This window comes from Formosa undariae, from assembly GCF_042427615.1.
GTDB classification, from domain to species: domain Bacteria; phylum Bacteroidota; class Bacteroidia; order Flavobacteriales; family Flavobacteriaceae; genus Formosa; species Formosa undariae.
Map to the genome: position 1 here is coordinate 221,119 of NZ_JBHMEZ010000011.1, position 25,312 is coordinate 246,430.

Annotated in this window: 27 protein-coding genes; 17 read left to right on the forward strand and 10 right to left on the reverse strand. The window is 33.5% G+C overall.

The genetic code is table 11. The features are described from left to right. Positions 1 to 46 precede the first annotated feature (46 nt). The 15 genes from cyoE to tsaB all read left to right on the forward strand — a co-directional run bounded on the left by cyoE (position 47) and on the right by tsaB (position 13,149). Complete coding sequence (cyoE, locus tag ACFFVB_RS09535) at positions 47 to 940, forward strand: heme o synthase (protein WP_382382492.1); 894 nt, start codon at positions 47 to 49, stop codon at positions 938 to 940. Position 941: 1 nt separating this feature from the next. Further along, positions 942 to 1,523, forward strand: a complete 582-nt coding sequence (locus tag ACFFVB_RS09540; RefSeq protein WP_382382493.1) for a cytochrome c oxidase subunit 3 — start codon at positions 942 to 944, stop codon at positions 1,521 to 1,523. Between the two features lie 44 nt (positions 1,524 to 1,567). Next, positions 1,568 to 2,548 (forward strand): cytochrome c oxidase subunit 3, encoded by a 981-nt coding sequence (locus ACFFVB_RS09545; RefSeq protein ID WP_382382494.1) that lies wholly within the window; start codon positions 1,568 to 1,570, stop codon positions 2,546 to 2,548. Between the two features lie 25 nt (positions 2,549 to 2,573). Continuing rightward, positions 2,574 to 2,954, forward strand: a complete 381-nt coding sequence (locus ACFFVB_RS09550) for a cytochrome C oxidase subunit IV family protein (protein WP_382382495.1) — start codon at positions 2,574 to 2,576, stop codon at positions 2,952 to 2,954. A gap of 110 nt (positions 2,955 to 3,064) precedes the next feature. Beyond that, positions 3,065 to 3,781, forward strand: a complete 717-nt coding sequence (locus tag ACFFVB_RS09555; RefSeq protein WP_382382496.1) for a hypothetical protein — start codon at positions 3,065 to 3,067, stop codon at positions 3,779 to 3,781. Next, entirely contained in the window at positions 3,774 to 4,520 is a 747-nt protein-coding gene (locus tag ACFFVB_RS09560) for an SCO family protein (RefSeq protein WP_382382497.1), read from the forward strand. Before ACFFVB_RS09555 ends, ACFFVB_RS09560 begins: the two co-directional genes overlap by 8 nt. After that, entirely contained in the window at positions 4,513 to 5,061 is a 549-nt protein-coding gene (locus ACFFVB_RS09565) for a DUF420 domain-containing protein (RefSeq protein ID WP_382382498.1), read from the forward strand. The genes ACFFVB_RS09560 and ACFFVB_RS09565 overlap by 8 nt, the downstream gene beginning before the upstream one ends. Further along, positions 5,061 to 5,282, forward strand: coding sequence for a CAMCR motif-containing small membrane protein (locus ACFFVB_RS09570; protein WP_382382499.1), 222 nt, complete (start codon positions 5,061 to 5,063; stop codon positions 5,280 to 5,282). The genes ACFFVB_RS09565 and ACFFVB_RS09570 overlap by 1 nt, the downstream gene beginning before the upstream one ends. A gap of 129 nt (positions 5,283 to 5,411) precedes the next feature. Next, positions 5,412 to 6,113, forward strand: coding sequence for an ABC transporter ATP-binding protein (locus tag ACFFVB_RS09575; RefSeq protein ID WP_382382500.1), 702 nt, complete (start codon positions 5,412 to 5,414; stop codon positions 6,111 to 6,113). Next, positions 6,106 to 7,350: an ABC transporter permease gene (locus tag ACFFVB_RS09580; RefSeq protein ID WP_382382501.1), complete on the forward strand. Its 1,245-nt coding sequence runs from the start codon at positions 6,106 to 6,108 to the stop codon at positions 7,348 to 7,350. Before ACFFVB_RS09575 ends, ACFFVB_RS09580 begins: the two co-directional genes overlap by 8 nt. 1 nt (position 7,351) lies before the next feature. After that, a complete protein-coding gene (locus tag ACFFVB_RS09585; RefSeq protein WP_382382502.1) occupies positions 7,352 to 8,611 on the forward strand; it encodes an ABC transporter permease in 1,260 nt (419 codons plus the stop codon). Between the two features lie 18 nt (positions 8,612 to 8,629). After that, positions 8,630 to 9,787 (forward strand): efflux RND transporter periplasmic adaptor subunit, encoded by a 1,158-nt coding sequence (locus tag ACFFVB_RS09590; RefSeq protein ID WP_382382503.1) that lies wholly within the window; start codon positions 8,630 to 8,632, stop codon positions 9,785 to 9,787. Between the two features lie 52 nt (positions 9,788 to 9,839). Next, a complete protein-coding gene (locus ACFFVB_RS09595; protein ID WP_382382504.1) occupies positions 9,840 to 11,192 on the forward strand; it encodes a TolC family protein in 1,353 nt (450 codons plus the stop codon). Positions 11,193 to 11,195: 3 nt separating this feature from the next. After that, positions 11,196 to 12,455, forward strand: coding sequence for an efflux RND transporter periplasmic adaptor subunit (locus tag ACFFVB_RS09600; RefSeq protein ID WP_382382505.1), 1,260 nt, complete (start codon positions 11,196 to 11,198; stop codon positions 12,453 to 12,455). 19 nt (positions 12,456 to 12,474) lie between these two features. Further along, complete coding sequence (tsaB, locus tag ACFFVB_RS09605) at positions 12,475 to 13,149, forward strand: tRNA (adenosine(37)-N6)-threonylcarbamoyltransferase complex dimerization subunit type 1 TsaB (RefSeq protein WP_382382506.1); 675 nt, start codon at positions 12,475 to 12,477, stop codon at positions 13,147 to 13,149. Here tsaB and ACFFVB_RS09610 read toward each other — a convergent pair whose 3' ends face one another. Both ACFFVB_RS09610 and ACFFVB_RS09615 read right to left on the reverse strand, forming a co-directional pair. Continuing rightward, complete coding sequence (locus ACFFVB_RS09610; protein ID WP_382382507.1) at positions 13,150 to 13,968, reverse strand: mechanosensitive ion channel family protein; 819 nt, start codon at positions 13,966 to 13,968, stop codon at positions 13,150 to 13,152. Positions 13,969 to 14,208: 240 nt separating this feature from the next. After that, on the reverse strand, positions 14,209 to 15,111 hold the full coding sequence (locus tag ACFFVB_RS09615; RefSeq protein WP_382382508.1) for a NifU family protein: 903 nt from the start codon (positions 15,109 to 15,111) through the stop codon (positions 14,209 to 14,211). Between the two features lie 278 nt (positions 15,112 to 15,389). Here ACFFVB_RS09615 and ACFFVB_RS09620 point away from each other — a divergent pair, with 278 nt between their 5' ends. Both ACFFVB_RS09620 and ACFFVB_RS09625 read left to right on the forward strand, forming a co-directional pair. Then, positions 15,390 to 16,391 carry a PorP/SprF family type IX secretion system membrane protein gene (locus ACFFVB_RS09620; protein WP_382382509.1) on the forward strand — a complete coding sequence of 334 codons (1,002 nt, stop codon included), beginning with the start codon at positions 15,390 to 15,392 and terminating at the stop codon, positions 16,389 to 16,391. A 24-nt stretch (positions 16,392 to 16,415) separates the two neighbouring features. Continuing rightward, on the forward strand, positions 16,416 to 16,937 hold the full coding sequence (locus tag ACFFVB_RS09625; RefSeq protein ID WP_382382782.1) for a gamma carbonic anhydrase family protein: 522 nt from the start codon (positions 16,416 to 16,418) through the stop codon (positions 16,935 to 16,937). On the opposite strand, the gene murI is transcribed toward ACFFVB_RS09625, so the two are convergent. From murI to ACFFVB_RS09665, 8 genes are all read right to left on the reverse strand, one after another. Beyond that, entirely contained in the window at positions 16,934 to 17,713 is a 780-nt protein-coding gene (murI, locus tag ACFFVB_RS09630) for a glutamate racemase (RefSeq protein ID WP_382382510.1), read from the reverse strand. The genes ACFFVB_RS09625 and murI overlap by 4 nt on opposite strands. 65 nt (positions 17,714 to 17,778) lie before the next feature. Then, complete coding sequence (locus ACFFVB_RS09635) at positions 17,779 to 18,288, reverse strand: OmpH/Skp family outer membrane protein (RefSeq protein WP_382382511.1); 510 nt, start codon at positions 18,286 to 18,288, stop codon at positions 17,779 to 17,781. 42 nt (positions 18,289 to 18,330) lie between these two features. Further along, positions 18,331 to 19,392, reverse strand: coding sequence for an OmpH/Skp family outer membrane protein (locus tag ACFFVB_RS09640; protein WP_382382512.1), 1,062 nt, complete (start codon positions 19,390 to 19,392; stop codon positions 18,331 to 18,333). Between the two features lie 169 nt (positions 19,393 to 19,561). Continuing rightward, positions 19,562 to 22,237, reverse strand: coding sequence for a BamA/OMP85 family outer membrane protein (locus tag ACFFVB_RS09645; RefSeq protein WP_382382513.1), 2,676 nt, complete (start codon positions 22,235 to 22,237; stop codon positions 19,562 to 19,564). Next, complete coding sequence (gene uppS / locus ACFFVB_RS09650) at positions 22,170 to 22,853, reverse strand: undecaprenyl pyrophosphate synthase (RefSeq protein ID WP_382382784.1); 684 nt, start codon at positions 22,851 to 22,853, stop codon at positions 22,170 to 22,172. Before uppS ends, ACFFVB_RS09645 begins: the two co-directional genes overlap by 68 nt. 63 nt (positions 22,854 to 22,916) lie before the next feature. Beyond that, positions 22,917 to 23,612, reverse strand: coding sequence for a type IX secretion system protein PorG (gene porG, locus ACFFVB_RS09655; protein WP_382382514.1), 696 nt, complete (start codon positions 23,610 to 23,612; stop codon positions 22,917 to 22,919). 99 nt (positions 23,613 to 23,711) lie between these two features. Beyond that, a complete protein-coding gene (locus ACFFVB_RS09660; protein WP_382382515.1) occupies positions 23,712 to 24,596 on the reverse strand; it encodes an NAD kinase in 885 nt (294 codons plus the stop codon). 2 nt (positions 24,597 to 24,598) lie between these two features. Further along, positions 24,599 to 25,258, reverse strand: a complete 660-nt coding sequence (locus ACFFVB_RS09665; RefSeq protein ID WP_382382516.1) for a CBS domain-containing protein — start codon at positions 25,256 to 25,258, stop codon at positions 24,599 to 24,601. Positions 25,259 to 25,312 lie beyond the last annotated feature (54 nt).

Sequence of the window (25,312 nt, forward strand, 5' to 3'; positions counted from 1 at the left end):
ATATTTGCGCACTTTGAATTAATAATTGCGATAAGTAATCGAGACCTTGAGTAGTACACAGCCGTCTGTAAAGACACATTCCATAATTTCAGATTTTAAAGAGATCACCAAGATGCGCCTGTCTATTAGCGTGGTGTTTTCTTCATTAACTGGATACTTACTTGGTGTAGATACTGTAGATCTAACAACCTTGGTATTATTAGCCTTTGGAGGTTATTTTATGGTCGGTGCCTCTAATGCATACAACCAAATAATTGAAAAGGATCTAGATATTTTAATGGATCGTACTAAAGATCGTCCAGTTCCTGCTGGAAGAATGTCTGTAAATACGGCTTTCATAATAGCCACTGTATTTACGATACTCGGTCTTATTGTTTTATATACAATTAACCCTAAGACATCTATGTTTGGGGCCATTTCCATATTTATTTATACTTGTGTTTATACGCCTTTAAAAACAAAAACGCCCTTATCTGTATTTGTAGGAGCTATTCCAGGAGCCATACCGTTTATGTTAGGTTGGGTTGCTGCTACCAATAGTTTTGGTATAGAACCAGGTGTGTTATTTATGTGGCAATTTTTTTGGCAATTCCCTCACTTTTGGGCTATCGGTTGGTTTTTATTCGACGATTATAAAAAGGGTGGATTTTTTATGCTACCCACAGGGAAACGAGATAAAGGTACCGCGGTACAAATAATTATATACACGGTTTGGACTATTATTATTTCTGTTATTCCGGCAATTGGGATTACGGGTAAGTTGTTTTTGTCTCCAATAGCAGCTGTAATAGTATTTCTATTTGGTTTAGTGATGCTATATTATGCCATTCTTCTATTTAAGAAAATGACGGCTATAGCAGCGAAACAACTTATGTTAGCCAGTGTATCTTACATTACATTAATTCAGATTATATACGTACTAGATAAATTTTTAAGATAGCATGGACTTAACTCAAGGTACAATAGAAGAAAAAACATACAGAGCAAAAAAAGTAATGCTTTGGTTCGGGATTATTTCCTTAATTATGTCTTTCGCAGGATGGACGAGTGCATTTATTGTAAGCAGTAAACGACCAGATTGGTTAACCGATTTTCAGCTTCCCAATGCATTTATAATTAGTACTATTCTAATTTTAATTAGTAGTATTACATTCTATTTTGCAAAGAAAGCACTCGAAAAGGGAAACAGACAAACTACAACGATATTATTATTTGCAACCCTAGGTTTAGGAATTGCATTTATATATAATCAGTTTTCAGGCTTTAAAGAGATCATAGATGCAGGCTATTATTTTACTGGTCCTACTAGTAATATTACCATGTCTTATGTTTATGTTATAGCTATAATGCATATTATACACGTAATTGTTGGGCTAATTTGTCTGATAGTTGTAATTTATAATCATTTTAAACAAAAGTATAGTCCCACGAAAATGCTTGGGTTTGAACTAGCAGCGACGTTTTGGCATTTCGTAGATTTTCTATGGCTTTACCTCTTTTTGTTTTTATATTTCTTTAAATAAATAATTTGTATATTTTTGACTAATAATAAAACCAAACAATTAATATGAATACTACAGTTGTAAATACTGGTACCGAAGGTAAGACTTGGGGAGGAGGCAACGAACCACTTCGCTCAAGTTACGGTAAAATGATGATGTGGTTTTTCATCGTTTCCGATGCCTTAACCTTTTCTGGCTTTTTAGCAGCCTACGGATTTTCAAGATTTAAATTTATCGATTCATGGCCAATAGCAGATGAGGTGTTTACTCACGTTCCATTCTTGCATGGTCAGGACTTACCAATGATTTTTGTTGCTTTCATGACATTTGTCTTAATTATGTCTTCTGTAACTATGGTGTTAGCCGTAGATGCAGGTCATCATTTAAATAAGCAGAAAGTAACCATTTATATGTTTTTAACCATTATTGGTGGTATCATCTTTATTGGTTCTCAAGCTTGGGAATGGAGTACTTTTATTAAAGGTGAATATGGTGCAGTTCAAACCCGTTCAGGGAACTTGCTTCAGTTTGTCGATACCGATGGGCATCGTGTGGCAATTAGTGATTTTGCGATTGCTAGCCATTCAGAGAGAACTGTGCATGAAAACAATAATGGACTTTGGTTTACAAGTGAAGGAACGCTTCCTTCGTATTCAGTAGACGAGGTAGTTAAAGGTTTAGAAGCAAATGATAATATATTGATTAGAACAGAACTTCTAAATGAAGAGGGACATAAGACTGTCTTGTCAAGATCTGAATCATTAAAACAATTAAAATCTAACGGTCAGTTAGTGGTTGAAGGTGCAAATCTTCAAGTTAATGAATACGGAAAACCAATATTTGCCGATTTCTTCTTCTTTATTACAGGATTTCACGGATTTCACGTTTTATCTGGAATCATATTAAATATTATTATATTTTTCAATGTAATTGTAGGGACTTACGAAAAAAGACGTAGTTACGAGATGGTTGAAAAGGCCGGATTGTATTGGCACTTTGTAGATTTAGTTTGGGTATTTGTATTCACATTCTTCTACTTAGTTTAATTTTTAAGATATAATATTTCAGAACATGGCAGAAACACATAATTTAGCGATATTTAGAGGGGCATTAAAGTTTAAGTCCAATAAAGAAAAAATCTGGGGAGTATTAATATTACTTTCAATTATTACGGCTTTTGAAGTTGTTTTAGGGATTTACAAACCAGAAATCTTAATGGGATATATTGCTGGAATGAAAGTTTTAAACTGGATTTTCATCATATTAACTATTGTAAAAGCATATTATATTGCATGGGATTTTATGCACTTAAGAGATGAAGCATCTGGATTAAGACGTGCTATCGTATGGACAGGTATTTTCTTAATTAGTTACTTATCTTTTATATTATTAACAGAAGGGGGCTATATCGAGCATGTATATTCTTCAGGTTATATAACACACGATTTTTAATAACACATTTAGTGTTAAATCAAAGTATTAAGGCGGTTTATTAAACCGTCTTTTTTATTTTTGCACGATATTTAAAATTTGATATCAAATTTTTTCTCAAACCTCCATTTATGAATGCAAAACGAATAAAAAGAAACGCGGTAATAGGTATATTGTTTTTCCTTCCAGTTACCTTTTTATTGTTTTTATATCCTGCACAGCACAACTACAATACTTTAGATGTCTTACGTACTAATGTTAGGGATTTAAACGGGTTTACTTCAGATACAGAAGCACCTATTCTTTTAGAAGATCATTTAACGGTTATAGGGTTCTTCGGAATGCATCCGTTGGAAAAACATACTACAGGTTCAAACCTAAAAGAATTAATCTACGATAAATTTAAGGGCTTTAAGAAATTTCAGGTGGTAATTCTTCTCGCTGAAGGTACCGAAGCCGAAGGTCAGGAATTGAAAAAGGAACTTATGAAATATGAGGAGCTTAAATACTGGCACTTTGTATACGGTTCACCAAATGCTATTAAAGCGATTCATAAGGGTTTAAATGTGCCTGATGCATTAGATTCTAATCTCGCAACAAACAATGTTTATATAGTCGATAAAGAATTAAATTTAAGAGGACGTTTAGACGATAGAGCAGATAACGAATTGGCACATAATAGTCCAGCATATTCTAAATATGCTTACGATGCAATTAAAGTAGCCGACTTAAAAAATAAAATGAGTGAAGATGTAAGAATCTTATTTACCGAGTATCGCCAAAAGCGTAAAGGTAATTTCGATTCAACATCACGACGAGCAAACGATTTAAACGGAACAGATGAGTAGTAAAACTAATTATTCGTACATAGGTATTGCCTTTATTCTTTTGGTATTTGGAATTCTTTTTGTTCCAAAAATTGTAGATCGCATTAAAAATGATGATGTGGCCCGTAGTGATAGAATGAGTAATACACCTGATAATAATTTTTCTAATACTGAAGATTTATTATTTCTAGAAATTAATGGTGAAACTAAAAAAGTACCGGAATTTAGTTTTATTAATCAGGATGGGAAAACCATTACAAATAAAGACTATTTAGGTAAAGTATATGTTGTAGAGTTTTTCTTTACAACGTGTCCAACCATTTGTCCGGTTATGAATGAGAACTTGATTCAAATTCAAGACCGTTTTAAATCTATAGATAATTTTGGAGTGGCTTCGTTTACAATAAACCCGAGCCACGATACTCCAGAAGTATTAAAAGCATATGCCGAAAAATATGGGGTAACCAATCCGAATTGGAATATGCTTACGGGAGACAGAGATGCGATTTATAATTTGGCAAATTTAGGTTTTAATCTATATACCGCTCAAGAAGATTCTGCCGCTGGTGGCTTCGAACATTCAGGAAACTTTGCTTTAATCGATAAAAATGGATTTATACGATCTAGAAGTGATCAATTTGGTAATCCTAAAATCTATTACCGTGGTACAATAACTGAAAAGGATAAATACGACGAAGACGGTGAAGAAGAAGAGATAAGTATGCTTAAAGAAGATATTAAAAAGCTTTTAAATGAATAATCAAGATAATAGTGTAGATACTCAAAAAGCGGCTAAATATAACAAATGGGTTGTTGTTTTATCTGTTGTAATTCCTATAGCTGTAGCTATTTTATTTGGTGTAAAAATTCCGAATGTAGAACCATTAACTTTTTTACCTCCAATTTATGCGACTACAAATGCTTTTACAGCCTTTGTTTTGGTATTAGCATTTAATGCTATTAAGAATGGAAAAGTAAAACGTCACGAATCGTTAATGAAGTTAGCAATTGCACTTTCAGTAGTGTTTCTAGTCTTGTATGTGGCATATCACATGACGAGTGATTCTACTAAATTTGGTGGGGAAGGCGTTATAAAATATGTCTATTATTTTATCTTAATAACGCATATAATCATGTCTATAATAGTCATTCCTTTCGTGCTCATAACTTATGTTCGTGCAATTACAAACGATATTGAGCGTCATAGAAAGATCGCTAGAATTACCTTCCCACTTTGGTTATATGTTGCAATAACAGGAGTTGTTGTGTATATATTAATTTCTCCTTATTATATTTTCTAATGAAAAAATCATACATCATTCTATTCTTTTTATTATTAGCTTTTAGTGTGTCTGCAACAGCGCAATGTGCTATGTGTAGAGCTGTTTTAGAAACTGAAGAAGGGCAGGGAACCGCAGAAGGTATTAATGATGGTATTGTATATTTAATGTCTATTCCTTATATCTTAATTGCCGGAATTGGATACGCGATGTACTTAAAATTCTTCCGTACTAAAAAATAGTTTTCATTTGTTGTAACAAATTAGGAACTACGTAGTCTTTTAATAGAAGGGTATTTCTAAACATGAACAATTTGGATTTAAAAAACTGTTTACTATTTATTTAATACTGTATACTTTAAGCTATCTAATATGATTGAAATTAACGATTTACATAAATCCTATCACATGGGAAATAATTCACTTCATGTGCTAAAAGGAATTGATTTTAGTGTAAAAGAAGGCGAACTTGTTTCTATAATGGGGTCTTCAGGGTCAGGTAAATCGACTTTACTTAACATTTTAGGTATGCTTGACGAAGCTGATTCTGGTAGTTATACACTAGATGGTTTTCCGATTAAAAATCTAAATGAAAAAATTGCGGCCAACTACCGAAATAAATTTTTAGGATTCATATTTCAATCGTTTAATTTAATCAATTATAAATCTGCTTTAGATAACGTTGCTATGCCATTATATTATCAAGGTATTAAGCGTAAAGAACGTATAGAAAAGGCAGCTCACTATTTAGAAAAAGTGGGATTAGCCGATTGGTCTCACCATTTACCTAGCGAAATGTCTGGGGGACAAAAACAACGTGTCGCCATTGCAAGAGCTTTAGCAAGTGACCCTAAAGTACTTCTAGCCGATGAACCTACAGGAGCATTAGATACAAAAACCTCTTACGAAGTAATGGACCTTATTCAAGGCATTAATGAAGAAGGTAAAACCATTTTAATTGTAACTCACGAGCCAGACATTGCACAAATGACAAAGCGTATTGTGAATTTAAAAGATGGTTTAATTATAAATGATACCAAAGTAGAACAAGTTAGAGCCATACAGAATGTTTGATATTGAACGATGGCAAGAAATTTTTGAGACCCTAAGAAAAAACAAGTTAAGAACGTTTCTTACGGGGCTTTCTGTGGCTTCCGGGATATTTATTCTAGTCATTTTATTGGGATTTAGTAGAGGTATTAAAAATGGAATAACGACACAGTTTGAAGGTGATGCTTCAAATTTAATTGGAGTCAATTCAGGAACAACGACTAAAGGATACAAAGGCTTAAACCCGGGCCGAGACATTCAATTTAAAAACAACGATTTCAATACGCTTTCAGAAAAATATGAGAGTAGCATCGATTATAAATCATCTTTCTACACCATTTGGGGCGGATTGGTTAACTATAAGAATGAATCCGGAAGTTACCGTATTCAAGGTGTCTTGCCAGGTAATCAATTTATAGAAAATGCAGATATTGGTCAAGGGCGTTTTATAAATTATAACGACGTAAAAGAAGCACGGAAAATTGCAGTTATCGGAAACCGGGTAAAAAAAGATTTGTTTAAAGACGAAGATCCTATAAATAAAAATATTTCTATTAAGGGAATTAACTATAAGGTTGTGGGGGTCTTTTTTGATCCAGGAGGGGAGCGCGACGAGAGTAAAGTATTCTTGCCTTTAGAATCTGCACAACGTGCTTTTAATGGTGCAGATACCATTAGAAATATGATGTTTACTATCAAGATGTCTGATAATTTTGATAAAGCCTTCGAAGACTCAGAGGCACTTACCGAAGCTATATTAACAGATTTGAGACAAAAACATACAGTTTCTCCAGACGATATAAGTGCAATACGTGTCTATAATACCATGGATTCTGCTAAGAAAATTTACTCGCTTATCGCAACAATTTCTACCGTCTTTTGGTTTGTTGGTATTGGAACGATAATCGCTGGTGTAGTAGGAGTAGGAAACATTATGCTTATTATCGTAAAAGAGCGGACTAAAGAGATTGGTATTCGAAAAGCATTAGGAGCACAGCCAATGTCTATTGTAGGCATGATTCTTCAAGAATCGGTTTTTGTGACCATGTTTTCAGGATTATTTGGATTAATACTCGGACTAGGTTTATTAGAAATAGTTGGGCCTTTAATAGAGAGTGATTTTATAAAATATCCTCAAGTCGATTTTAATACCGCTTTAATCACCGTTTTTATTTTAGTATTTGCGGGAGCTTTGGCAGGCTTTTTTCCAGCATATCGCGCCGCGCAAATAAAACCAATAATCGCTTTAAGAGACGAATAGTATGTTTAGTAAAGATAGATGGGAAGAAATATTAGAAGCCTTAAGTGCAAACAAGTTCAGAACCTTGTTAACAGCTTTTGGTGTGTTTTGGGGAATTACAATCCTGGTGTTATTATTGGCTTTAGTTAACGGATTAAAAAATGGTGTAACAGCCGATTTTGGAAATTTTGCAACAAACTCCATGTTTATGTGGACGCAGCAAACATCTATCTCTTATAAAGGTTTACCAAAAGGAAGATCGTATGATTATAAGATAGGAGATGTCGAAGCTTTAAAAGCAGAAATTCCTGAACTTAAATATGTATCTCCTAGATTACAGTTAGGAGGCTTTAATGGCGCAAATAATGTCACTCACGGTACTAAAACAGGTGCCTTCCAGGTTAATGGCGATTATCCGGAATATATAAAACAACAGCCTATGGATATAACCAGTGGGCGATTTATTAGCTATTCGGATATAAATGCTAAAAGAAAATCTTGTGTTATTGGAACAGATGTCGTGAAAGGACTTTACAATAAAGGTGAAAATCCGTTGGGGACATATGTCAAGATTAATGGCGTAAATTTTATGGTTGTCGGTACGTTTAAAGCAAGTAATTCACAAGGTGATCAAGAGGAAGATGCTAACACTATTTTTGTACCATTTACAGCTTTTGCACAAGCATTTAATAGTGGAGATGATGTGGGGTGGATGGCACTTACGGCCCAGGATGGTATGAGTATTACAGATATAAAACCAAAGATATTCGACATTATAAAATCGCGACATAACATTCACCCAGACGACGATCGAGCGATCGGTAATTTCGATTTATCGGAAGCGTTTGGTCGTGTTAATGGTTTGTTTTCTATTTTGGGTTTTGTGGGCTATTTTGTAGGTTCTTTAGTTTTAATGTCTGGAATTATAGGTATTAGTAATATCATGTTAATTGTGGTAAAAGAACGCACCAAAGAAATAGGGATTCGTCGTGCTTTAGGGGCATCGCCGTGGACCATTAAATCACAAATTTTACAAGAGAGCTTATTGCTAACTATAGCTTCTGGAATGGTGGGTATTTCATTTGCTGCTGGAATTATTTGGATACTGAATTATGTTTTAGATAGTAGCGGCCCTGTCGAAAATTTTGCGAATCCAAGTGTAAGCATGTCAGTTGTATTTATAGCCTTATTTATATTAGTAATATCTGGCTTACTAGCAGGTCTAATTCCTGCAAATAGTGCCACAAAAATGAAACCCGTAGACGCGTTAAGAATAGATTAAAAAGTAAAGAATTAATAAATGAAAAGATCATCAACCGTAATCGTATTAATCCTAATTGTTGTAGTGTTTACAATATCTCTACTTTACTTGTGGAAGAAAAATCAGGAAGATCCTATTACTTACACTACAGATGTAGCAACAGAGCAAACTATTGTAGTAAAAACAGTAGCCACGGGTAATATTGTCCCGAAAGAGGAAGTGCTTATTAAACCGAATATTTCTGGTGTAATTGAAGAAATTTATATCGAAGCTGGGGAATATGTAGAGTCAGGCGATCTAATTGCCAAAATACGTGTTATTCCTAATGTGTCGTCTTTAACGAGTGCAAAAAATAGTATTGCAACCAATCAAACGGCTTTGCAAACAGCAAAAATAAATTTTGAGACTCAAGAATCTAATTATCAAAGACAGAAAGCATTGTTTGATAAAGGTGTGATTTCAGAAAATGATTTCGAGGGTATTAAAAATACGTATTTACAAACGAGACAAGCAGTGTCTCAGGCCGAAATTAACGTAACTTCTGCAAAACAAAATTTCGATATTATAAAAACGGGAACAACAACGGGTCTAGGTAATATTGCGCAAACATTAATTCGTTCTACAGTATCAGGGATGGTTTTAGATGTGCCAGTAAAAGCAGGGAATCAGGTTATTGAAGCCAATAATTTTAACGAAGGAACATCTATAGCATCTTTAGCGGATGTTAGTAAAATGATTTTCGAAGGAAAAGTAGACGAAAGTGAAGTGGGGAAGATTAAAGAAAATCTGCCACTAGAAATTACTGTTGGTGCTATCGAAAATAAGAGTTTTGATGCTGTATTAGATTATATTGCACCAAAGGGTGTAGAAGAAAATGGTGCCATTCAATTTGAGATTAAAGGAAGTCTGAAAAATATGGATGATACTTTTATTCGTGCAGGTTTAAGTGCCAATGCATCTATTATTTTAGATAAAGCAGAAAATGTTCTAGCTATAAAAGAAGCGTTGGTTCAATACGACGAGAAAACGAAGCTTCCTTTTGTAGAAGTTGAAGAAGGCGATCAAAAGTTCGTGAAGAAAGATGTAGAGTTAGGGATAAGCGATGGTATTTTTGTGCAGGTGAAAAGCGGAATTTCAAAAGATGATAAAATTAAAGTTTGGAATCAAATTCAAGGAACTCCAAAATATGCACAATAAATTATCTATTGGGTGTAACACTTTTAACTATTTTTAGACTGATAATGTAATTATGAAAAAAATAACACTTTTAGGCCTTTTCTTTTTTGGAGGGATATCTATTTATGCACAGGATAACAATAAATGGACTATTGAAGAATGCGTAAATTATGCGTTAGAAAATAATATCTCTATTAAGCAATCTGAATTAGATACCAAATTGGCAGATATTGATAAGTCGCAAGCGACTATGGCCTTCTTACCGTCATTAAACGCGAATACATCGTATAATATTAATACAGGAGCCAACGTTAACCCGGCGACTAACCAATTCGAGAATCAGACGTTTAGATCTGCGAGTGGAGGAGTAAATACTGGTGTTAATTTGTTTTCTGGATTACAAAACTGGAAAGCATTACAGCGTTCTAAAATAAATATTATCGCTTCACAGTATCAATTAGATAAGATGAAGGATGATATTTCAATCTTTGTCGCAAATGCTTTTGTTCAAATTTTGTTCAATAAAGAGCAAATAAAAGTTTTAGAAGCTCAGAATAAAATAACGAAAGAAAATTTAGACCGTACAAACGAACTTGTTGAGGCTGGTGTGTTGCCAAAAGGAGACATGTTAGAAATAAAGGCGACAGATGCTACGCAAATTCAACAAATTATCGCGGCAGAAAACGATTTGTTTATTTCTAAGATAGGACTGGCTCAATTATTAAAGATTGAAGATTACAAAACTTTCGATATTGCAGAAGTAGATTATGGTTTGTTTGCAGATACAATTTTAGAAGAAGATGCTTCAACAATTATAGCAAAAGCAAAAGAAGAAGTTTACGATGTTAAAGTCGCAGAGTCTAATTTAGAATTGGCGGCAAAAGATTTAGAACTTTCAAAAACGCAATATTATCCTCAATTAAGTGCTTTTATGGGGTATAGTACACGTTGGTCTAGTACAAATTTAGATTTTATAACTGGTCAAGAAATGCCATTTTTAGATCAATTGTCTACTTTTGATGGTACTTCTTTCGGATTACAACTTAGTGTGCCTATATTTAATGGCCTATCTGTAAGAAATAATGTAAGACGTAGTCAAGTAAATGTAGAGCGTTCTGAGTATTTATTAGAACAGGCGAATTTAGATTTAGAGTCGCAAGTCTACCAAGCTTACAACGATGCTAAGAATGCAAAGAAATCTTACGAAGCTGCCAATCAAACGGCTGAAGCTAGAAAGTTAGCTTTCGAATATGCACAAGAGCGCTATACTGTTGGATTAACCAATGCTTTCGATTTTAGTCAAGCATCTATTAATTTCGAAAACGCGCAATCTGATGTCGTAAGAACCAAATACGAATATATTTTTAAAATAAAAGTTTTAGAATTCTATTTCGGAATTCCAATCGATCAAATAAATCCTAACTAAGCCATGAACAGGAAAAAGTTAATTCTTATTATTTCAATAGTTGTAGTACTTCTTGCGTTGCTTGTCATCGGGAAAAAAGCAGGTTGGTTTGGTAAGCAAGCAAATTTTAAGGAAGTTGAAACAAAAGAACTTACCACGTTAGATATTATTGAAACGGTATCTGCGACAGGTAAAATTCAGCCAGAAATAGAGGTTAAATTGTCTAGTGAGGTCTCTGGAGAGATTATTGCTTTGCCCGTACGTGAAGGACAGGAAATACAAAAAGGGGACTTATTAGTTAAGATAAACCCAGATATTTATCAGTCTAGTTTAAGCCGTTCGCAAGCGACACTTCAGAATGCGAAATCAGGATTAGACCAAGCACAAGCCTCATTAAAAGAAGCTAAATCAAGTTACGAGAGAAATAAAACCTTATTCGATAAAGGTATTATTTCTAAAGCAGATTGGGATAAGGCAGTGTCTACTTACGAGGTTGCAGAAGCTTCTAAGGCATCTGCATATTATAATGTGCAAAGTGCTGGTGCAACAGTAAACGAAGCAAACGATAACTTGAATAGAACCACTATTTTCGCTCCAATGAGTGGAACAATTTCTAAATTAGATGCCGAATTAGGTGAACGTGTTGTAGGAACACAGCAAATGGCTGGAACCGAAATTATGCGTGTTGCTAATTTAAATAATATGGAAGTTGAAGTCGATGTTAATGAAAATGATATCGTAAAAGTTAGCATTGGAGATTCTACTATAGTTGAAGTAGATGCTTATTTAAAGAAAGAATTTAGAGGTATTGTTACTGAAATTGCAAATTCTGCAGACGAAACATTAACTTCAGATCAGGTTACAAACTTTAAAGTTAAAGTTAGAATTTTGGAAGAATCGTACCAAGATTTAGTCGCAGGTAAACCGGAATCATATTCACCTTTCCGTCCGGGGATGACTGCAACGGTAGATATTATTACTAAGAAACGTAAAGATATTATAGGTGTGCCTATTAGTGCTATTGTAATTAAAAATGATACGGCAGTATCTAATTCTGAAACGCCAAAAGATATACTTTCAACAGAAAAACTTGAATGTGTCTTTATAAAAGAAGGTGATTTAGCTAAATTACGAGTAGTTAAAACAGGAATACAAGATAATTCGAATATCGAGATTATTTCTGGTTTAGAATCGGGTGATGAAGTGATTACAGGACCATACAATATGGTGGCTAAAACACTGAAAAACGGAGATAAAGTAGGTTTAAAAGAACTTGAAAAATAATTAAAATAAAACACATACTGTGGCATTATTATTAAATATAGAAACAGCAACAACGAACTGTTCGGTCTCACTATCTAAAGATGGTGAGACTTTTGCTTTAAAAGAAGATAACGATAAAGGCTATTCTCATGCAGAACGGCTACATGTTTACATTAAAGCATTGTTCGAAGAAAATAATATAGAAAGCTCACAAATAGATGCTGTAGCCATTAGTAAGGGACCAGGGTCTTATACCGGTTTGCGTATAGGCGTTTCTGCCGCAAAAGGGCTTTGCTTTGCGTTAGACAAACCTTTAATCTCTATATCGACATTAGAGGCTTTGGCTCACCAAGTCAAAACAGTTGAAGGAGTTATTGTGCCCATGTTAGATGCACGTCGTATGGAAGTTTATGCTTCTGTTTTTGATTCTAATTATAACGAAATCCGTGAAATTAAAGCAGAGGTATTAGATGCAGATTCTTACGCTTCTTATTTAGAACAAGGTAAAGTGTATTTTGTAGGTAATGGTGTCGAGAAGACTAAAACCATTATTAATCACCCGAATGCAGTATTTGTGGATGATAAACTACCTTCTGCAAGAGAAATGGGAGCTTTGGCAGATGTAAAGCATAAAAAAAGCGACACCGAAGATGTCGCTTATTTTGAACCTTATTATTTAAAAGATTTTGTGGCGTTAAAGCCAAAAGCTAAATAATTAACCTTGTTTTTGTATTTCAACAGAATGTGGGTAAGGAATTTCGATTCCTGCCGCATCAAGTTGTAATTTAATAGCTTCTGTATTTTCAAAATGAACATCCCAGTAATCTGAGTTTTTAACCCAACCTCTAACTGCGAAGTTTACAGAACTGTCTGCTAATTCTGTAACAGCTACCATTGGTGCAGGATCTTTTAAAACTTTAGGATTAGATGTTAACACATTCATTAAAACTTCCTTAGTTTTCTTAATATCATCATCGTAACTCACACCAACAATCATGTCTAAACGAATTAATTCGTTAGCACTATAATTTGTAATATTACTATTAGATAATGGTCCGTTAGGAACTATAACCTTACGGTTTTGAGGTGTTGCCAATTCGGTAGTAAATATTTTAATTTCTTTTACAGTCCCTGATTCTCCACTTCCTGTGATGTAATCTCCAACTTTAAAAGGTTTGAATAATAAAATTAATACGCCTCCAGCAAAGTTAGCAAGCGAACCTTGTAAAGCTAAACCAATGGCTAAACCTGCAGCTCCAATAATTGCAGCAAATGAAGTTGTTGGTATACCTAATACACCTAGAAGTGTAATAACTAATAATATTCTTAAACCCCAGCTAACAAGATTTAACAAGAATTTTTTAAGGCTCTCGTCATAATCACTTTTAGCCATTAAATTTCTCGAAGTTTTAAGAATCGTTTTAATTACCCAAGAACCTATGATCCAAAAAACAATTGCTCCAATAACCTTTAAACCATAAGTGGTTCCTAAAGTTATTAACTTCTCTGTCCAGTATTCTAAATTTGTTTCCATATATATTACTTAATTTTTAGATTACAAATTTAAAAAAACTGATTAAAACCTGCGTTTATTCTAGATGAAAGAATTGATAAATAGGATATCGAAGGAAAAAGCACACAGATTTTAAAAAATTTGTGTGCTTTTTTTGATATAATTATAGAATATTGTCAACTTTAAATCTGAGTACAAAAATAATTTTAAACTCAAAAACCTCAATTTTCTAATAGAAGTATTTATGCTTATTATAGAGTTCTACCCGTTTACCGCTTCAACGATTTCTACTTTGTCTTTAAGCATTTCTTTAAGCATGTTTTCGATACCATTTTTTAATGTGAATGTCGACGATGGACAACCGCTACAAGCACCTTGAAGAATTACTTTTACCGTTTTCGTATCTGCGTCGTAAGATTGAAATTGAATATTTCCACCATCGCTAGCTACTGCGGGTTTAACGTATTCTTCCAAAATATTTATTATTTCTTTCGAAATATCATCTAAAGCTTCGAAAGATTGGTCGATTTGTGGTGTTGTTTTACCAAGTGTTTCTGGAGCTTCAGGAAGTACTACATCTTTACCTTGTTCTATAAAACCACGTATTAATTCACGTAATTCTACGGTAATATCTTGCCATTCTGCAACATCATATTTTGTAATAGACACGTAGTTTTCATCAATAAAAACACTTTTTACAAACGGGAAGTGAAATAATTCTGATGCTAATGGCGATAGTTTAGCTTCATCAATAGATGTAAATTCAAACATGGCCGTTACCAATTTTTTATTCGCCACAAATTTCTGAACAGCAGGATTAGGTGTGCTTTCTGCATATACTGTAACCGCAGTTTTCTTTGGAGCGCTATCGTCTAGTACCACAACACCGTCGTTATTTAAATACTCCTCAATTTGTTTTGAAACGTCTTCCTGAACATCTTTCCATTCTACGATATTGAATCGTTCTACAGCTATAAAATTAGCAGAGATGTACACTTTTTTTACAAAAGGTAAATAGAATAATTGTTGAGCTAGGGGCGAATTTTTAGCTTCATCTATATTTTGAAATTCATAACTTTGGTATTTAGTGATGAATTGATTTAATTCAAATTTTATAATTGCTGGATTGGTAGTTTCCTGAACGGAAACACTAAATGTTTTCATTTGACAAATTTTTACAAAATTAATAAAACAAAATTTCAAATGTGTTGTAAAAAGTTTAAATTAAAGCGGAATTAATTATTGTGTTATAAAAGAAAGACTAATTTTACAGCATGTTTTTATATGTAAATGTTTATTATGTGCATCAATTACAGGTAATTGGTGTTTGTAATGTTTTAAACCGTTTATTAATTTATATATTTAAATTAAATAACATGCGTTTTGATGATCTCTAAACGCTGTGTTGCTCCTCATTTACTAATAGCTAATCTCATTTCAATATGAATTTAAGGTTTTATGGCCTAATTCTTACTTTCTTATTTCTCTCTCCCTTTTGTAGGGCTCAAGAAGGTATGCCTATTTACTCCGATTATTTAACCGATAATTATTATTTAATTTTTCCATCTATGGCTGGTGTCGCTAGTTGTACCAAACTGCGTTTAACAGCGCGACAACAATGGCTTGGTCAGGATGAAGCTCCAGCGTTATTAACCGCTAGTCTTAATGGACGAATAGGAGAGACCGCTTCTGCCGTTGGTGGAATTCTATATACCGATAAGAATGGGTATCATTCTCAAAACGGTGGATATTTAACTTACGCACATCATCTTATGTTTTCTAGAAATGAAATAGATTTAAGTATGTTATCGTTTGGTCTAAGTGCTGGCTTTATTCAATATAAACTAGACGAATCTTCCTTTTTAGCTGGTGGTTTCGATCCTTTAATTTCCGGAATTCAACAAAGTTCTACAAATTTTAATGTAGATATAGGGATGTCTTACCATTTTATAAACTCTTATGCTCATTTTTCGGTAAAGAATCTGTTGAAGAACGATGGAATTAATAATGATATTGAGGTTACTAATAACTTAAGAAGATATTTGTTCGCAGTAGGAAACGTGTTTGAGACAAAGCACGAAGGCTTAACTTACGAGCCATCTATTTTAGCTCAGTATGCAGAAGGAACAAAAGGAACTACTTTAGATTTCAACTTTAAATTGTACAAAGCCTTAGAAGAAGCTAAAATGTATTTTGGTTTATCGTACCGATTGGGTTTAAATAGTACCGAATATCTTGATGGTTCGGGGACAAGTAAACAAAATCTTATGTATTTAACGCCTTTAATGGGGGTGACTTACAAGCAATTTACGATTGCGTATAATTACAGTTATCAGGCCAATTCAGTGGTGTTTAACAATGGTGGTTTTCATCAGTTTTCTATAGGTTATAATTTTAATTGTAGAAAGGTAAAATATGAGTGTGATTGTCCATCAGTTCACTAACTTTGTGAATATTTAATACATTTCATTATGATTATAAAATCAGTTAGGGGAAATACACCCCAAATTCCCGATGATTGTTTCGTTGCTGAAAATGCAACTATTGTTGGAGAAGTAAGCATGGGAAAGAATTGTAGTATTTGGTTTAATGCTGTACTTCGTGGAGATGTTCATTTTATTAAAATGGGCGATAAAGTAAATGTTCAGGATGGAGCAGTTATTCATGCAACATATCAAAAGTCACCTACCACTATAGGTAATAATGTTTCTATTGGCCATAATGCTTTAGTGCATGGTTGTACGATTCACGACAATGTTTTAATTGGAATGGGTAGTATCGTTATGGACGATTGTATTATTGAAAGTAATTCTATTATTGCAGCAGGTGCTGTAGTTACTAAAAATACCGTTGTGGAGTCAGGTAGTATTTATGCCGGTGTTCCCGCAAAGAAAGTAAAAGATATTAGTGAGGAATTAATTTCTGGTGAAATAAACAGGATCGCCGAGAATTATGTGAAATATTCTGGTTGGTTTAAAGACGAAAATTAAAACTTTAGAAATTCTACCTTGTGTTTTTTATCTAGAAGTAGATGCATAACTTCTGTACTTCCATTGGTGTAAAATTGATGGCGTGCAGTTGAAGTTTGCGTGTTTATAATATTTTGCGTTTCTAAAATGGCTTTTGTTTGCCTTGCGACAGCTTCGCCTGAATCTATTATTTTTACATGATTTGGTAGTATATCTAAAAGTAGAGGAAGTAAGTAGGGGTAATGTGTACACCCTAAAACTAAATAATCTATATCGGCATCTATCATAGGTTCCAAGTAGATGGTAAGTAAGGTCCTCATTTCGCTACTTAATGTTTTTCCTGCTTCAATAAGAGGTACTATGCCTTCTCCGATTTGCTCAATAACCCGAACATCATTTTTATATAAATTCGTCGTGTTATGGAATAACTGACTACTTAGCGTTCCCTTTGTGGCTAATATACCGACGGCTTTTGTTTTGCTATTTAAAGAGGCGGGTTTAATAGCTGGTTCTATACCTATAAATGGGACGTTATAAGACGCTCTTAAAGCTGTAATGGCATTTGTGGTTGCCGTATTGCATGCGACAACAATAAGTTTACAATTTCGACTTAAAAGAAGCTCTGTATTTTTAATAGATAGTCTTAAAATGTCTTCGGCTGATTTATTGCCATAAGGCGCATTAGCACTATCTGCCAAATAGATAGTGTTTTCGTTTGGAAGAAGTGCTTCAATTTCTTTGTAAACTGAAGTGCCTCCAACTCCAGAATCGAATATGCCTATAGGTTGATTACTCATAATTTCAAAAATAAAAAAAGCTGCTTTATAAAAGCAGCTTTTTAAATATTCTTAAAGGTATTAAATTAGAAACCTAATTCTTTTTTAACATCCGTTAATAAATCTTTTCCATCTGCCATGATTACACCACCACCTTGAGAAGCGTCTAATACATAGTTAAAACCTTGCGCTCTTGCTACTTTTAAGATTGCAGCTTTAGCTTTTTCTGTAATAGGCTTTAATAAGTCAACTTCTTTTTGTTGCATATCTTTTTGAGCCTGTTGTTGGTACTGACGGATATTTTGTTCCATTGTCTGTACTTCTTGAACACGTTTAGCATTTTCTTCCTGAGTTTTTGTAGCAGACTCAGCATCGTATTGCTTTACTTTAGTATCAAGTTCAGTTGCCATATTTTTAATATCAGCTTCATAGGTTTTTCCTAATTTCTCCATTTGCGCTTGAGCAGATTTCATTTCTGGCATTGAAGAAACTAATTCTTGAGTACTTATATGAGCAACTTTACTTTGTGCTTGTACAAAAGATGAAGCCCCAATAAATAAAGCTGTTGCTATTAAAAGTGTTTTAATTTGTTTCATTTTTAAAGTATTAATTGTGTTATAAATTGTTAATTATTATTCTTAGTTATTATTTTCTAGAGCTTCACGTTCTAATTTTGCTTTTGCACGTTCTTCTAGAATACGTTGTTTACGTGCTTCTAATTCCTGTTCTCGAGCTTCGCGATCTCTAATTTTTTGCTGTTTACGCTCTTCAGCTATTTCTTCTTTACTTTTCGTTTCAGTCTTTACTTCGGACTTCTCTTCTAAGTCATATTCTGTAGGCGCTGTTGCGTTACTATTTTCTGTTGCATCATCAGAAGGCGCTAATTTATCATTATTTTCTGAATTTTCTACACCTTTATTGCGAGCATCTAATTTTTCTTGTTTTGCAGCTTCCCTGTCATCAAGAATTTTTTGTCTGCGATCTATTGCTTCTTGTTTGTTTTTAGCACGTTCGTCTAGTATGTCTTGGCGACGTTGTTCTTCAAGTGCCTCACGTTCTAAAAGTTTGTCTGCTTGCGCTTTTTCTCTAGCTTCTAATTCTGGATTGTAATCTGGTACAATATCTTCGTTTGCAGCTGCGCGACGTTCGTCTTTAGTTTGTGCTTGTTGGCGTTTAGAAGTTCTATTTATAGTTCGTAAAACAAGTTCGCTTATATCGTAGCGTTTTTCAGAATATAGCATGACTAAATCTGCTGATTTATCGAATATAAAATCGTACTGTTTATTTGCCGCGATGTCTTGTACTGCTGAAAATATCTGATCTTGAATAGGCTGTATTAATTGCTTTTTCTGAATCATTAAATCTCCGTTTGGACCAAATCGTTTTTGTTGTTGATCTAAGATTTCTTTTTCTTCGAAGTCTATGTCTTCCTTACGTTCTTCATAAAGCTCCGATGTTAGTAGTGCTTTTTCATTACTTAAGTCTTTACGCTTTTGGTTTACATCTTTTAATTTAATATCGATATCTGCTTTCCAACGTTGCACTTTATCGCTTAGTTGGGTTGTGGCATCTTGGTATTCAGGAATATGTTCTAAAATATATTCTGTATCAATATAACCAATTCTTACACCGCGTTGCGCTTGCGAGGTAAGACTTAGTAAACCAACTACAGTCATTAAAAAAAGAACGTGTATTTTCATCTGTTTCATTTTAATAAGATTATTAACTACTAAACTTTACAAACGACAGATGAATTAAATTATTCTGTCTCTTCCTGAATTAAAGTTTTCAAAATTAACAAATTTTAACTTTATAACTTTTAAATCTTGAAGTAAATACATAAAGGGTTATAGAAAATATCATGCCAAATTAAAACTGTTGTCCAATAATAAAGTGTGTTTCCCAACCATTAGGCTCAGATTGTCCTGGTAGAGAATCGAATCCGTAACCAAAATCTATACCTAATAAACCAAATGCAGGCATAAATACTCGTAAACCAATACCGGCAGATCGTTTTAATTGGAATGGGTTGTAGTCTCTAAATGTATTAAATGCGGCTCCACCTTCAACAAAGGTAAGTGCATAAATTTTTGCTGATGCGGCTAATGTAATAGGGTAACGCAATTCTAAAGAAAATTTGTTGTAAATGGCAGCTCCGTCGTCGGTAGTATTACCGTTTCTATCTACTGGTTGGATAGATTGGTTTGGATAACCACGTAAAGCAACTGCTTCTCTACCATCTAAACTATAACTTCCTAGACCATCTCCTCCTAAATAAAAACGTTCGAAAGGAATAACACCTCTTGATTGGTTATAAGCGCCTAAGTATCCAAATTCTATTGTTGGTTTTAATACCAATTTACCAATAATACTTGTGTACCATTCTCCTTTAAATTTAATCTTGTAGAATTCTAACCAGTTAAAACGCTCTTGGTCAATTTCACCCATACGTGTGTAAGCCGCGTTTTGCTCGGATGCAGAAGCATCTGGATTGTTATAGATAGATTCTTCTTCTTCACGTTCCGTTTCTAAGCCTTCGTAATCTACACCATTCCATAATGAGTATGGTAAAGATAGTTTTGCACTTACATTAAAGTTAGATCCTCCTAAAGGGAATACTGGGTCATTCCAAGTATTGTTTCTAGTTAATCCAATAGTGTATGCTAAACTGTTAGAATATCCATCTGCGAATGTAAATAATCCTGTACTATAGTTTTTAAGGTTATAGTGTTGGAAACTTATCGCTTGCGACAAGGTGAAAAAATCATCTGGAACTGTTAAACGTTTCGCTAAACCAACTGTAACACCTAAGATGTTAAATCGTCTATCGGTATCTGCTTCTCCTGTACTAGAATCGTATAAGAACTGATTAGAATACGATATAGATGTAGAAAACTGTACTGGTTTTTTACCACCCATCCATGGTTCTGAAAATGAGAAACTGTAGGTTCTGTAAAACTGACTCGCCTGTAAACGTAGCGATAGTTTTTGACCATCTCCCATTGGTAAAGGCTTGTAAGATTCTAAATTGAAAATGTTTCTTAATGAAAAGTTATTAAATGAAAGCCCTAAGGTTCCAATAAATCCACCTCCACCGTAACCACCTTGTAGTTCGATTTGGCTAGATCCTGTTTCCTCAACAGCATATTCCATATCGATAGTTCCTTCGTTAGGATTCGGGTTGTTGAAATTTGGAGATAATTTTTCGGCGTCGAAATATCCTAACTGACTTAATTCACGAACGGTTCTTACAACATTTTCTTTACTGTATAATTCGCCTGGACGTGTACGTAATTCACGGTAGATCACGTGGTCATTCGTTTTTTCGTTTCCAACTACAGATACATCGTTAAAATGAACAGGTTTCCCTTCCGAGATTCTAATCTCCATATCAATAACTCTCCCATCGGCATTCGTTTCTACAGAGTTAATGGTAGAGAATAAATACCCGTTATTTTGGTATAAGTTAGTAATATCTTGACCATCTGGTCTGGTTTCGTCTGCAATTCCTTTTTCTAATAAAACACCATTATAAGTGTCTCCTTCACGAACGCGTAGAATAGCATTTAAATATTGGTCTGTATATACTGTGTTTCCAATAAAATCAATTTTACCAAAAGTGTATTGCTCACCTTCTTCAACGTTGATATTAATTGAAATGGTCTCGTCGTTATTAACGAAAATACTATCAGAAATAATTCGAGCATCTCGATACCCATTTTCTTTATACGTATCTATAATACTTACTAAATCCGTTTTATAATCGTCTTCAATAAATTTTGAACGTTTCCAAACACGACCAAACACTTTCTTTTTAGTGTTTTTCATACTGGAAGCAAGTTTGGAATCTGTAAGTACTGTATTTCCAATAAAATTGATGTCTTTAATTTTTACCTTCTGACCTTTGTCTATGGCCACAATCATGTTTACACCTGGTTTTGTGTTTAAAGAATCTTTAACAGGAATTACATTAATATTCACCTTAGTAGAATAAAAACCATCTTTTCTGTATTTAGATTCTAAATAGTTTTTAGTGGTTGTTATTAAGTTTTCGGTAACTTTTACACCCTCGTTAAGGTTATTATCTTCAATAATTTCATCGAATTTACCTTTTTTAACACCGGTAATTCTTAAATTATGAAGGGTAGGTAAGTCGTATAAGTGTATTTCTAAACTTGCTACATTGTCTTTTACGTCCTTAATATATATTTCTATATCACTAAATAAACCAGATTTCCAAAGCTTTTTTATGGCTTCACTAATTTCTTCTCCAGGGATTAAAATTACGGACCCTTTTCTTAGTCCAGAATACGTTACAATGGTTTGTTCGCTAAAGCTAGAACTTCCAGAGACTGTAATTTCGGAAATGGTATATTTTTCTCCAGAAGGTTGAGCTATCTGGGCATTAACAACCGATGTTGTTAAAGATAAAAGTAAAATAAAAATGTAAGGTAAATATGTTTTCAATGATAATGTATTAGCTAAGTTGTTCACTTGTTTTTCCAAAACGGCGTTCTCTTTTTTGATAGTCAATAATAGCATCATACAAATGTTGCTTAGTAAAATCTGGCCATAGTACATCTGTAAAATATAGTTCGGCATATGCGATTTGCCAAAGTAAGAAATTGCTTATGCGTTGTTCGCCGCTAGTGCGTATAAGCAAATCTACGTCGGGTAAATTTCGCGTGTAAAGATGCTTATTTATAACTAATTCGTCAATACTTTCAGAAGAAATTATATTATTTTTAACTTTATCACTTATTTCTTTAACTGCAGAGATTAATTCTTCTCTAGACCCGTAACTTAAAGCTAATGTAAGGGTCATACGTGTATTATTTTCTGTTTTAGAAATAACTTCGTGTAACTCTTTAAACACTTTTTTAGGTAAAGAATTTAAGTTTCCTATGGCATTTAATTTAATATTATTGTCTTGAAGTGTTTTAATTTCTTTTTTAAGAGAACTCACTAAAAGCTTCATTAAGGTGTCTACTTCTAATTTTGGACGATTCCAATTCTCTGTAGAGAAAGCATATAGTGTAAGGTTTTCTATACCTAATTCTGCAGAAGTTTCTACTGTTTCTCGAACAGATTTAGTCCCATTTTCATGGCCAATTGCTCGCAAGAAACCTTTTTGCTTTGCCCAGCGTCCATTACCATCCATAATAATGGCAATGTGTTTGGGTAATCTATCTTTAATAATATTGTCTTTCAAAATCTATTTTAATTAATCGCAATAACAAGGTTGTCTCCCGAAAGTATAAGTTAGTGTAATACCGGTAAATACATACCAATCGTTATTGTTTAAGTCTCCGAATCGCATATCTATTTGTGGATCAGAATCTGTTGCTTCTTTAAATATGTCACTGTCATCTAAATTATCGGTAAACAGATATCGTGCTCCAATTTCTGCTCCTACAATAAAGGAATGATTTAATTTAAGCTTATAACCTAAGATTATCGGTATTCCTATTGCAGGTTTTACACGTTCTTTAAGTTGGTTTTGATTGTTTATGTAAACATCTTTAAACGTTGCTGCACTAATACCTGTATATAAATAAGGTGTTTGGTGTAAACCTGCTTTATGTAAATCAAATTCGAAAAAATTAAATTCGATTCCAGCAGATATTTCACCTATTGTTTTCACTGTTTCATAACCGCGTTGATTACGGCTATTGTCTTTAGAGTCACTATCAATCATTTCAAGTTTAGTAATTATTCCAGAAATTCTCCAAGCGTATCTAGGACTTCTATTCCATTTATAAACACCTCCAATAGCGAGTTTTTTAGGTGATATAAAACGGGTAGAGCCAACATCTCCTATAAAGTTGCTTCCTCCCATAAATATACCCAACTCATGTGTTTGTGAGTAACTAGCGTGTATAAAAAAAAGATTTAAAATAAGTATTATTATATACTTCATAAAGTTTCAAAGTTTGCAAATATAACAAATAAGATATGCACTTAACAAATTGAATGCAATTGTACTAGTGTAAAAACTGAATTAGCGCTATATTATTGTTTAATTGCGTTTGTCTTCTCCCCACAATAGTTTTTTTCTAAGGGTGTTTAAAAAACTTTCGTCTAATAATTCTATCATTTTAACATTAAAATCGGCTTTTTTAATGGTTAAAATGGTTTCGTTGTTTATAGTTGCAATCCTGGAATCTAAAGATACTAAGTATGTGTTTTCTCTACCGCTAACTTTTAATTTAATTTCTGTTGAATCTGTTATAACTAAAGGTCTTGCGTTTAAATTGTGAGGTGCAATTGGCGTTAGTGTTAAACTGTTTGTGTCTGGCGTAATTACCGGTCCGCCACAACTTAAAGAGTATCCCGTAGATCCAGTTGGTGTCGAAATTATTAATCCGTCGCTCCAATACGAGGTTAAATATTCATCATTTAAATACGTTTCTACGGTAATCATTGAGGTTGTATCTTTTCTGCTGACTGCAATTTCGTTTAAGGCGAAATTCATGTTTTTTATATCCTCATTTTCTGGAGAAGTGGTTATAGAAAGGAGGCTACGTTCAGAAATTTTATAGTTTCCGTTTAAAATATCATCAATTGCTTTTTCTATATCTTCTTTAGGAATCGTTGCTAAAAAACCTAAGCGCCCAGCATTAATACCAACGATTGGGATGCCTAAATCTTTTACAAACGTTACCGCTCTTAGAATAGTTCCATCTCCTCCAATACTTATAAGTAGGTCGAAGGAAGAATCTAAAGCATCAAATGTTTTGAAAACATCATATTTCTGATCGTCTTCAATTTCACTATGTATTAAGTCAAAAAAGTGGCGTTCGATATGGATATCGGCATTCTTTTTTAAGAGATGCCTGAGTAACGTTTCTACAGGAACGTCAGAGTTTTTATGGTAAAATTGTCCGAAAATGGCTATTTTCATAATTACATGTTTAGGTATTTATTTAAATAATCCGATCGATCTTTAAGGTTTTCAATATAACTATCGTCTTCGTGACCAGAAATAATGGTATAATTATAGCGTCTAAAAGTCTGAATAATATCGTTTAAACTCGCGTTTCCAATTTTTAAGGTAAACTGTACTAAATTGTTTTGCATTTTAGAAATAAAAGCCCCTAGCAGTTTTCCTTTATTAGATTCTACGATTTGAGAAATCTCACTAAACGAATAGTCGTCCAGTCCTTTTTCGATAACTAAAGTCCCTCCATCTTCTGCGAAAAAGGGTGTTTGGTTAAATAAAGTTATAATATCATTTAGTTCATAATAGCCTAAATATGCATTTTCAGCATTTAAAACAGGCATAATATTAGACGAATTTTGAGCAAAAGTTTCTAAAACATCTAACCAAATAGCATCTTCACGAACAAAAAAACCTTCGGATGCGTAACTATAATCTTGAATAAATTTATCCCTTTCAAAACAATATACATCGGTTTCAGAAAGACAACCAATATAGGTGTTTTCTGAGTTCTTAATGGGGATGTGCGTATATGTAAGCTGATTAAAAAGCAATTGTAAATCGCTAATTTTATCTGCGGTACTTAACGGTTTAATATCGTTTATAATATATTCGGAAAGGTTCATTTTATCCTAATTTATATGTGTGCAAATTAATTAAAAAATAGTACAATAAGCCTC

Bases quoted from the DNA above. Each gene is read 5' to 3' on its own strand.
- ACFFVB_RS09540 (WP_382382493.1), top strand. From the start codon at position 942: ATGGACTTAACTCAAGGTACAATAGAAGAAAAAACATACAGAGCAAAA.
- ACFFVB_RS09545 (WP_382382494.1), top strand. From the start codon at position 1,568: ATGAATACTACAGTTGTAAATACTGGTACCGAAGGTAAGACTTGGGGA.
- ACFFVB_RS09550 (WP_382382495.1), top strand. From the start codon at position 2,574: ATGGCAGAAACACATAATTTAGCGATATTTAGAGGGGCATTAAAGTTT.
- ACFFVB_RS09555 (WP_382382496.1), top strand. From the start codon at position 3,065: ATGAATGCAAAACGAATAAAAAGAAACGCGGTAATAGGTATATTGTTT.
- ACFFVB_RS09560 (WP_382382497.1), top strand. From the start codon at position 3,774: ATGAGTAGTAAAACTAATTATTCGTACATAGGTATTGCCTTTATTCTT.
- ACFFVB_RS09565 (WP_382382498.1), top strand. From the start codon at position 4,513: ATGAATAATCAAGATAATAGTGTAGATACTCAAAAAGCGGCTAAATAT.
- ACFFVB_RS09570 (WP_382382499.1), top strand. From the start codon at position 5,061: ATGAAAAAATCATACATCATTCTATTCTTTTTATTATTAGCTTTTAGT.
- ACFFVB_RS09575 (WP_382382500.1), top strand. From the start codon at position 5,412: ATGATTGAAATTAACGATTTACATAAATCCTATCACATGGGAAATAAT.
- ACFFVB_RS09580 (WP_382382501.1), top strand. From the start codon at position 6,106: ATGTTTGATATTGAACGATGGCAAGAAATTTTTGAGACCCTAAGAAAA.
- ACFFVB_RS09585 (WP_382382502.1), top strand. From the start codon at position 7,352: ATGTTTAGTAAAGATAGATGGGAAGAAATATTAGAAGCCTTAAGTGCA.
- ACFFVB_RS09590 (WP_382382503.1), top strand. From the start codon at position 8,630: ATGAAAAGATCATCAACCGTAATCGTATTAATCCTAATTGTTGTAGTG.
- ACFFVB_RS09595 (WP_382382504.1), top strand. From the start codon at position 9,840: ATGAAAAAAATAACACTTTTAGGCCTTTTCTTTTTTGGAGGGATATCT.
- ACFFVB_RS09600 (WP_382382505.1), top strand. From the start codon at position 11,196: ATGAACAGGAAAAAGTTAATTCTTATTATTTCAATAGTTGTAGTACTT.
- ACFFVB_RS09610 (WP_382382507.1), bottom strand. From the start codon at position 13,968: ATGGAAACAAATTTAGAATACTGGACAGAGAAGTTAATAACTTTAGGA.
- ACFFVB_RS09615 (WP_382382508.1), bottom strand. From the start codon at position 15,111: ATGAAAACATTTAGTGTTTCCGTTCAGGAAACTACCAATCCAGCAATT.
- ACFFVB_RS09620 (WP_382382509.1), top strand. From the start codon at position 15,390: ATGAATTTAAGGTTTTATGGCCTAATTCTTACTTTCTTATTTCTCTCT.
- murI (WP_382382510.1), bottom strand. From the start codon at position 17,713: ATGAGTAATCAACCTATAGGCATATTCGATTCTGGAGTTGGAGGCACT.
- ACFFVB_RS09635 (WP_382382511.1), bottom strand. From the start codon at position 18,288: ATGAAACAAATTAAAACACTTTTAATAGCAACAGCTTTATTTATTGGG.
- ACFFVB_RS09640 (WP_382382512.1), bottom strand. From the start codon at position 19,392: ATGAAAATACACGTTCTTTTTTTAATGACTGTAGTTGGTTTACTAAGT.
- ACFFVB_RS09645 (WP_382382513.1), bottom strand. From the start codon at position 22,237: ATGATGCTATTATTGACTATCAAAAAAGAGAACGCCGTTTTGGAAAAA.
- uppS (WP_382382784.1), bottom strand. From the start codon at position 22,853: ATGGATGGTAATGGACGCTGGGCAAAGCAAAAAGGTTTCTTGCGAGCA.
- porG (WP_382382514.1), bottom strand. From the start codon at position 23,612: ATGAAGTATATAATAATACTTATTTTAAATCTTTTTTTTATACACGCT.
- ACFFVB_RS09660 (WP_382382515.1), bottom strand. From the start codon at position 24,596: ATGAAAATAGCCATTTTCGGACAATTTTACCATAAAAACTCTGACGTT.
- ACFFVB_RS09665 (WP_382382516.1), bottom strand. From the start codon at position 25,258: ATGAACCTTTCCGAATATATTATAAACGATATTAAACCGTTAAGTACC.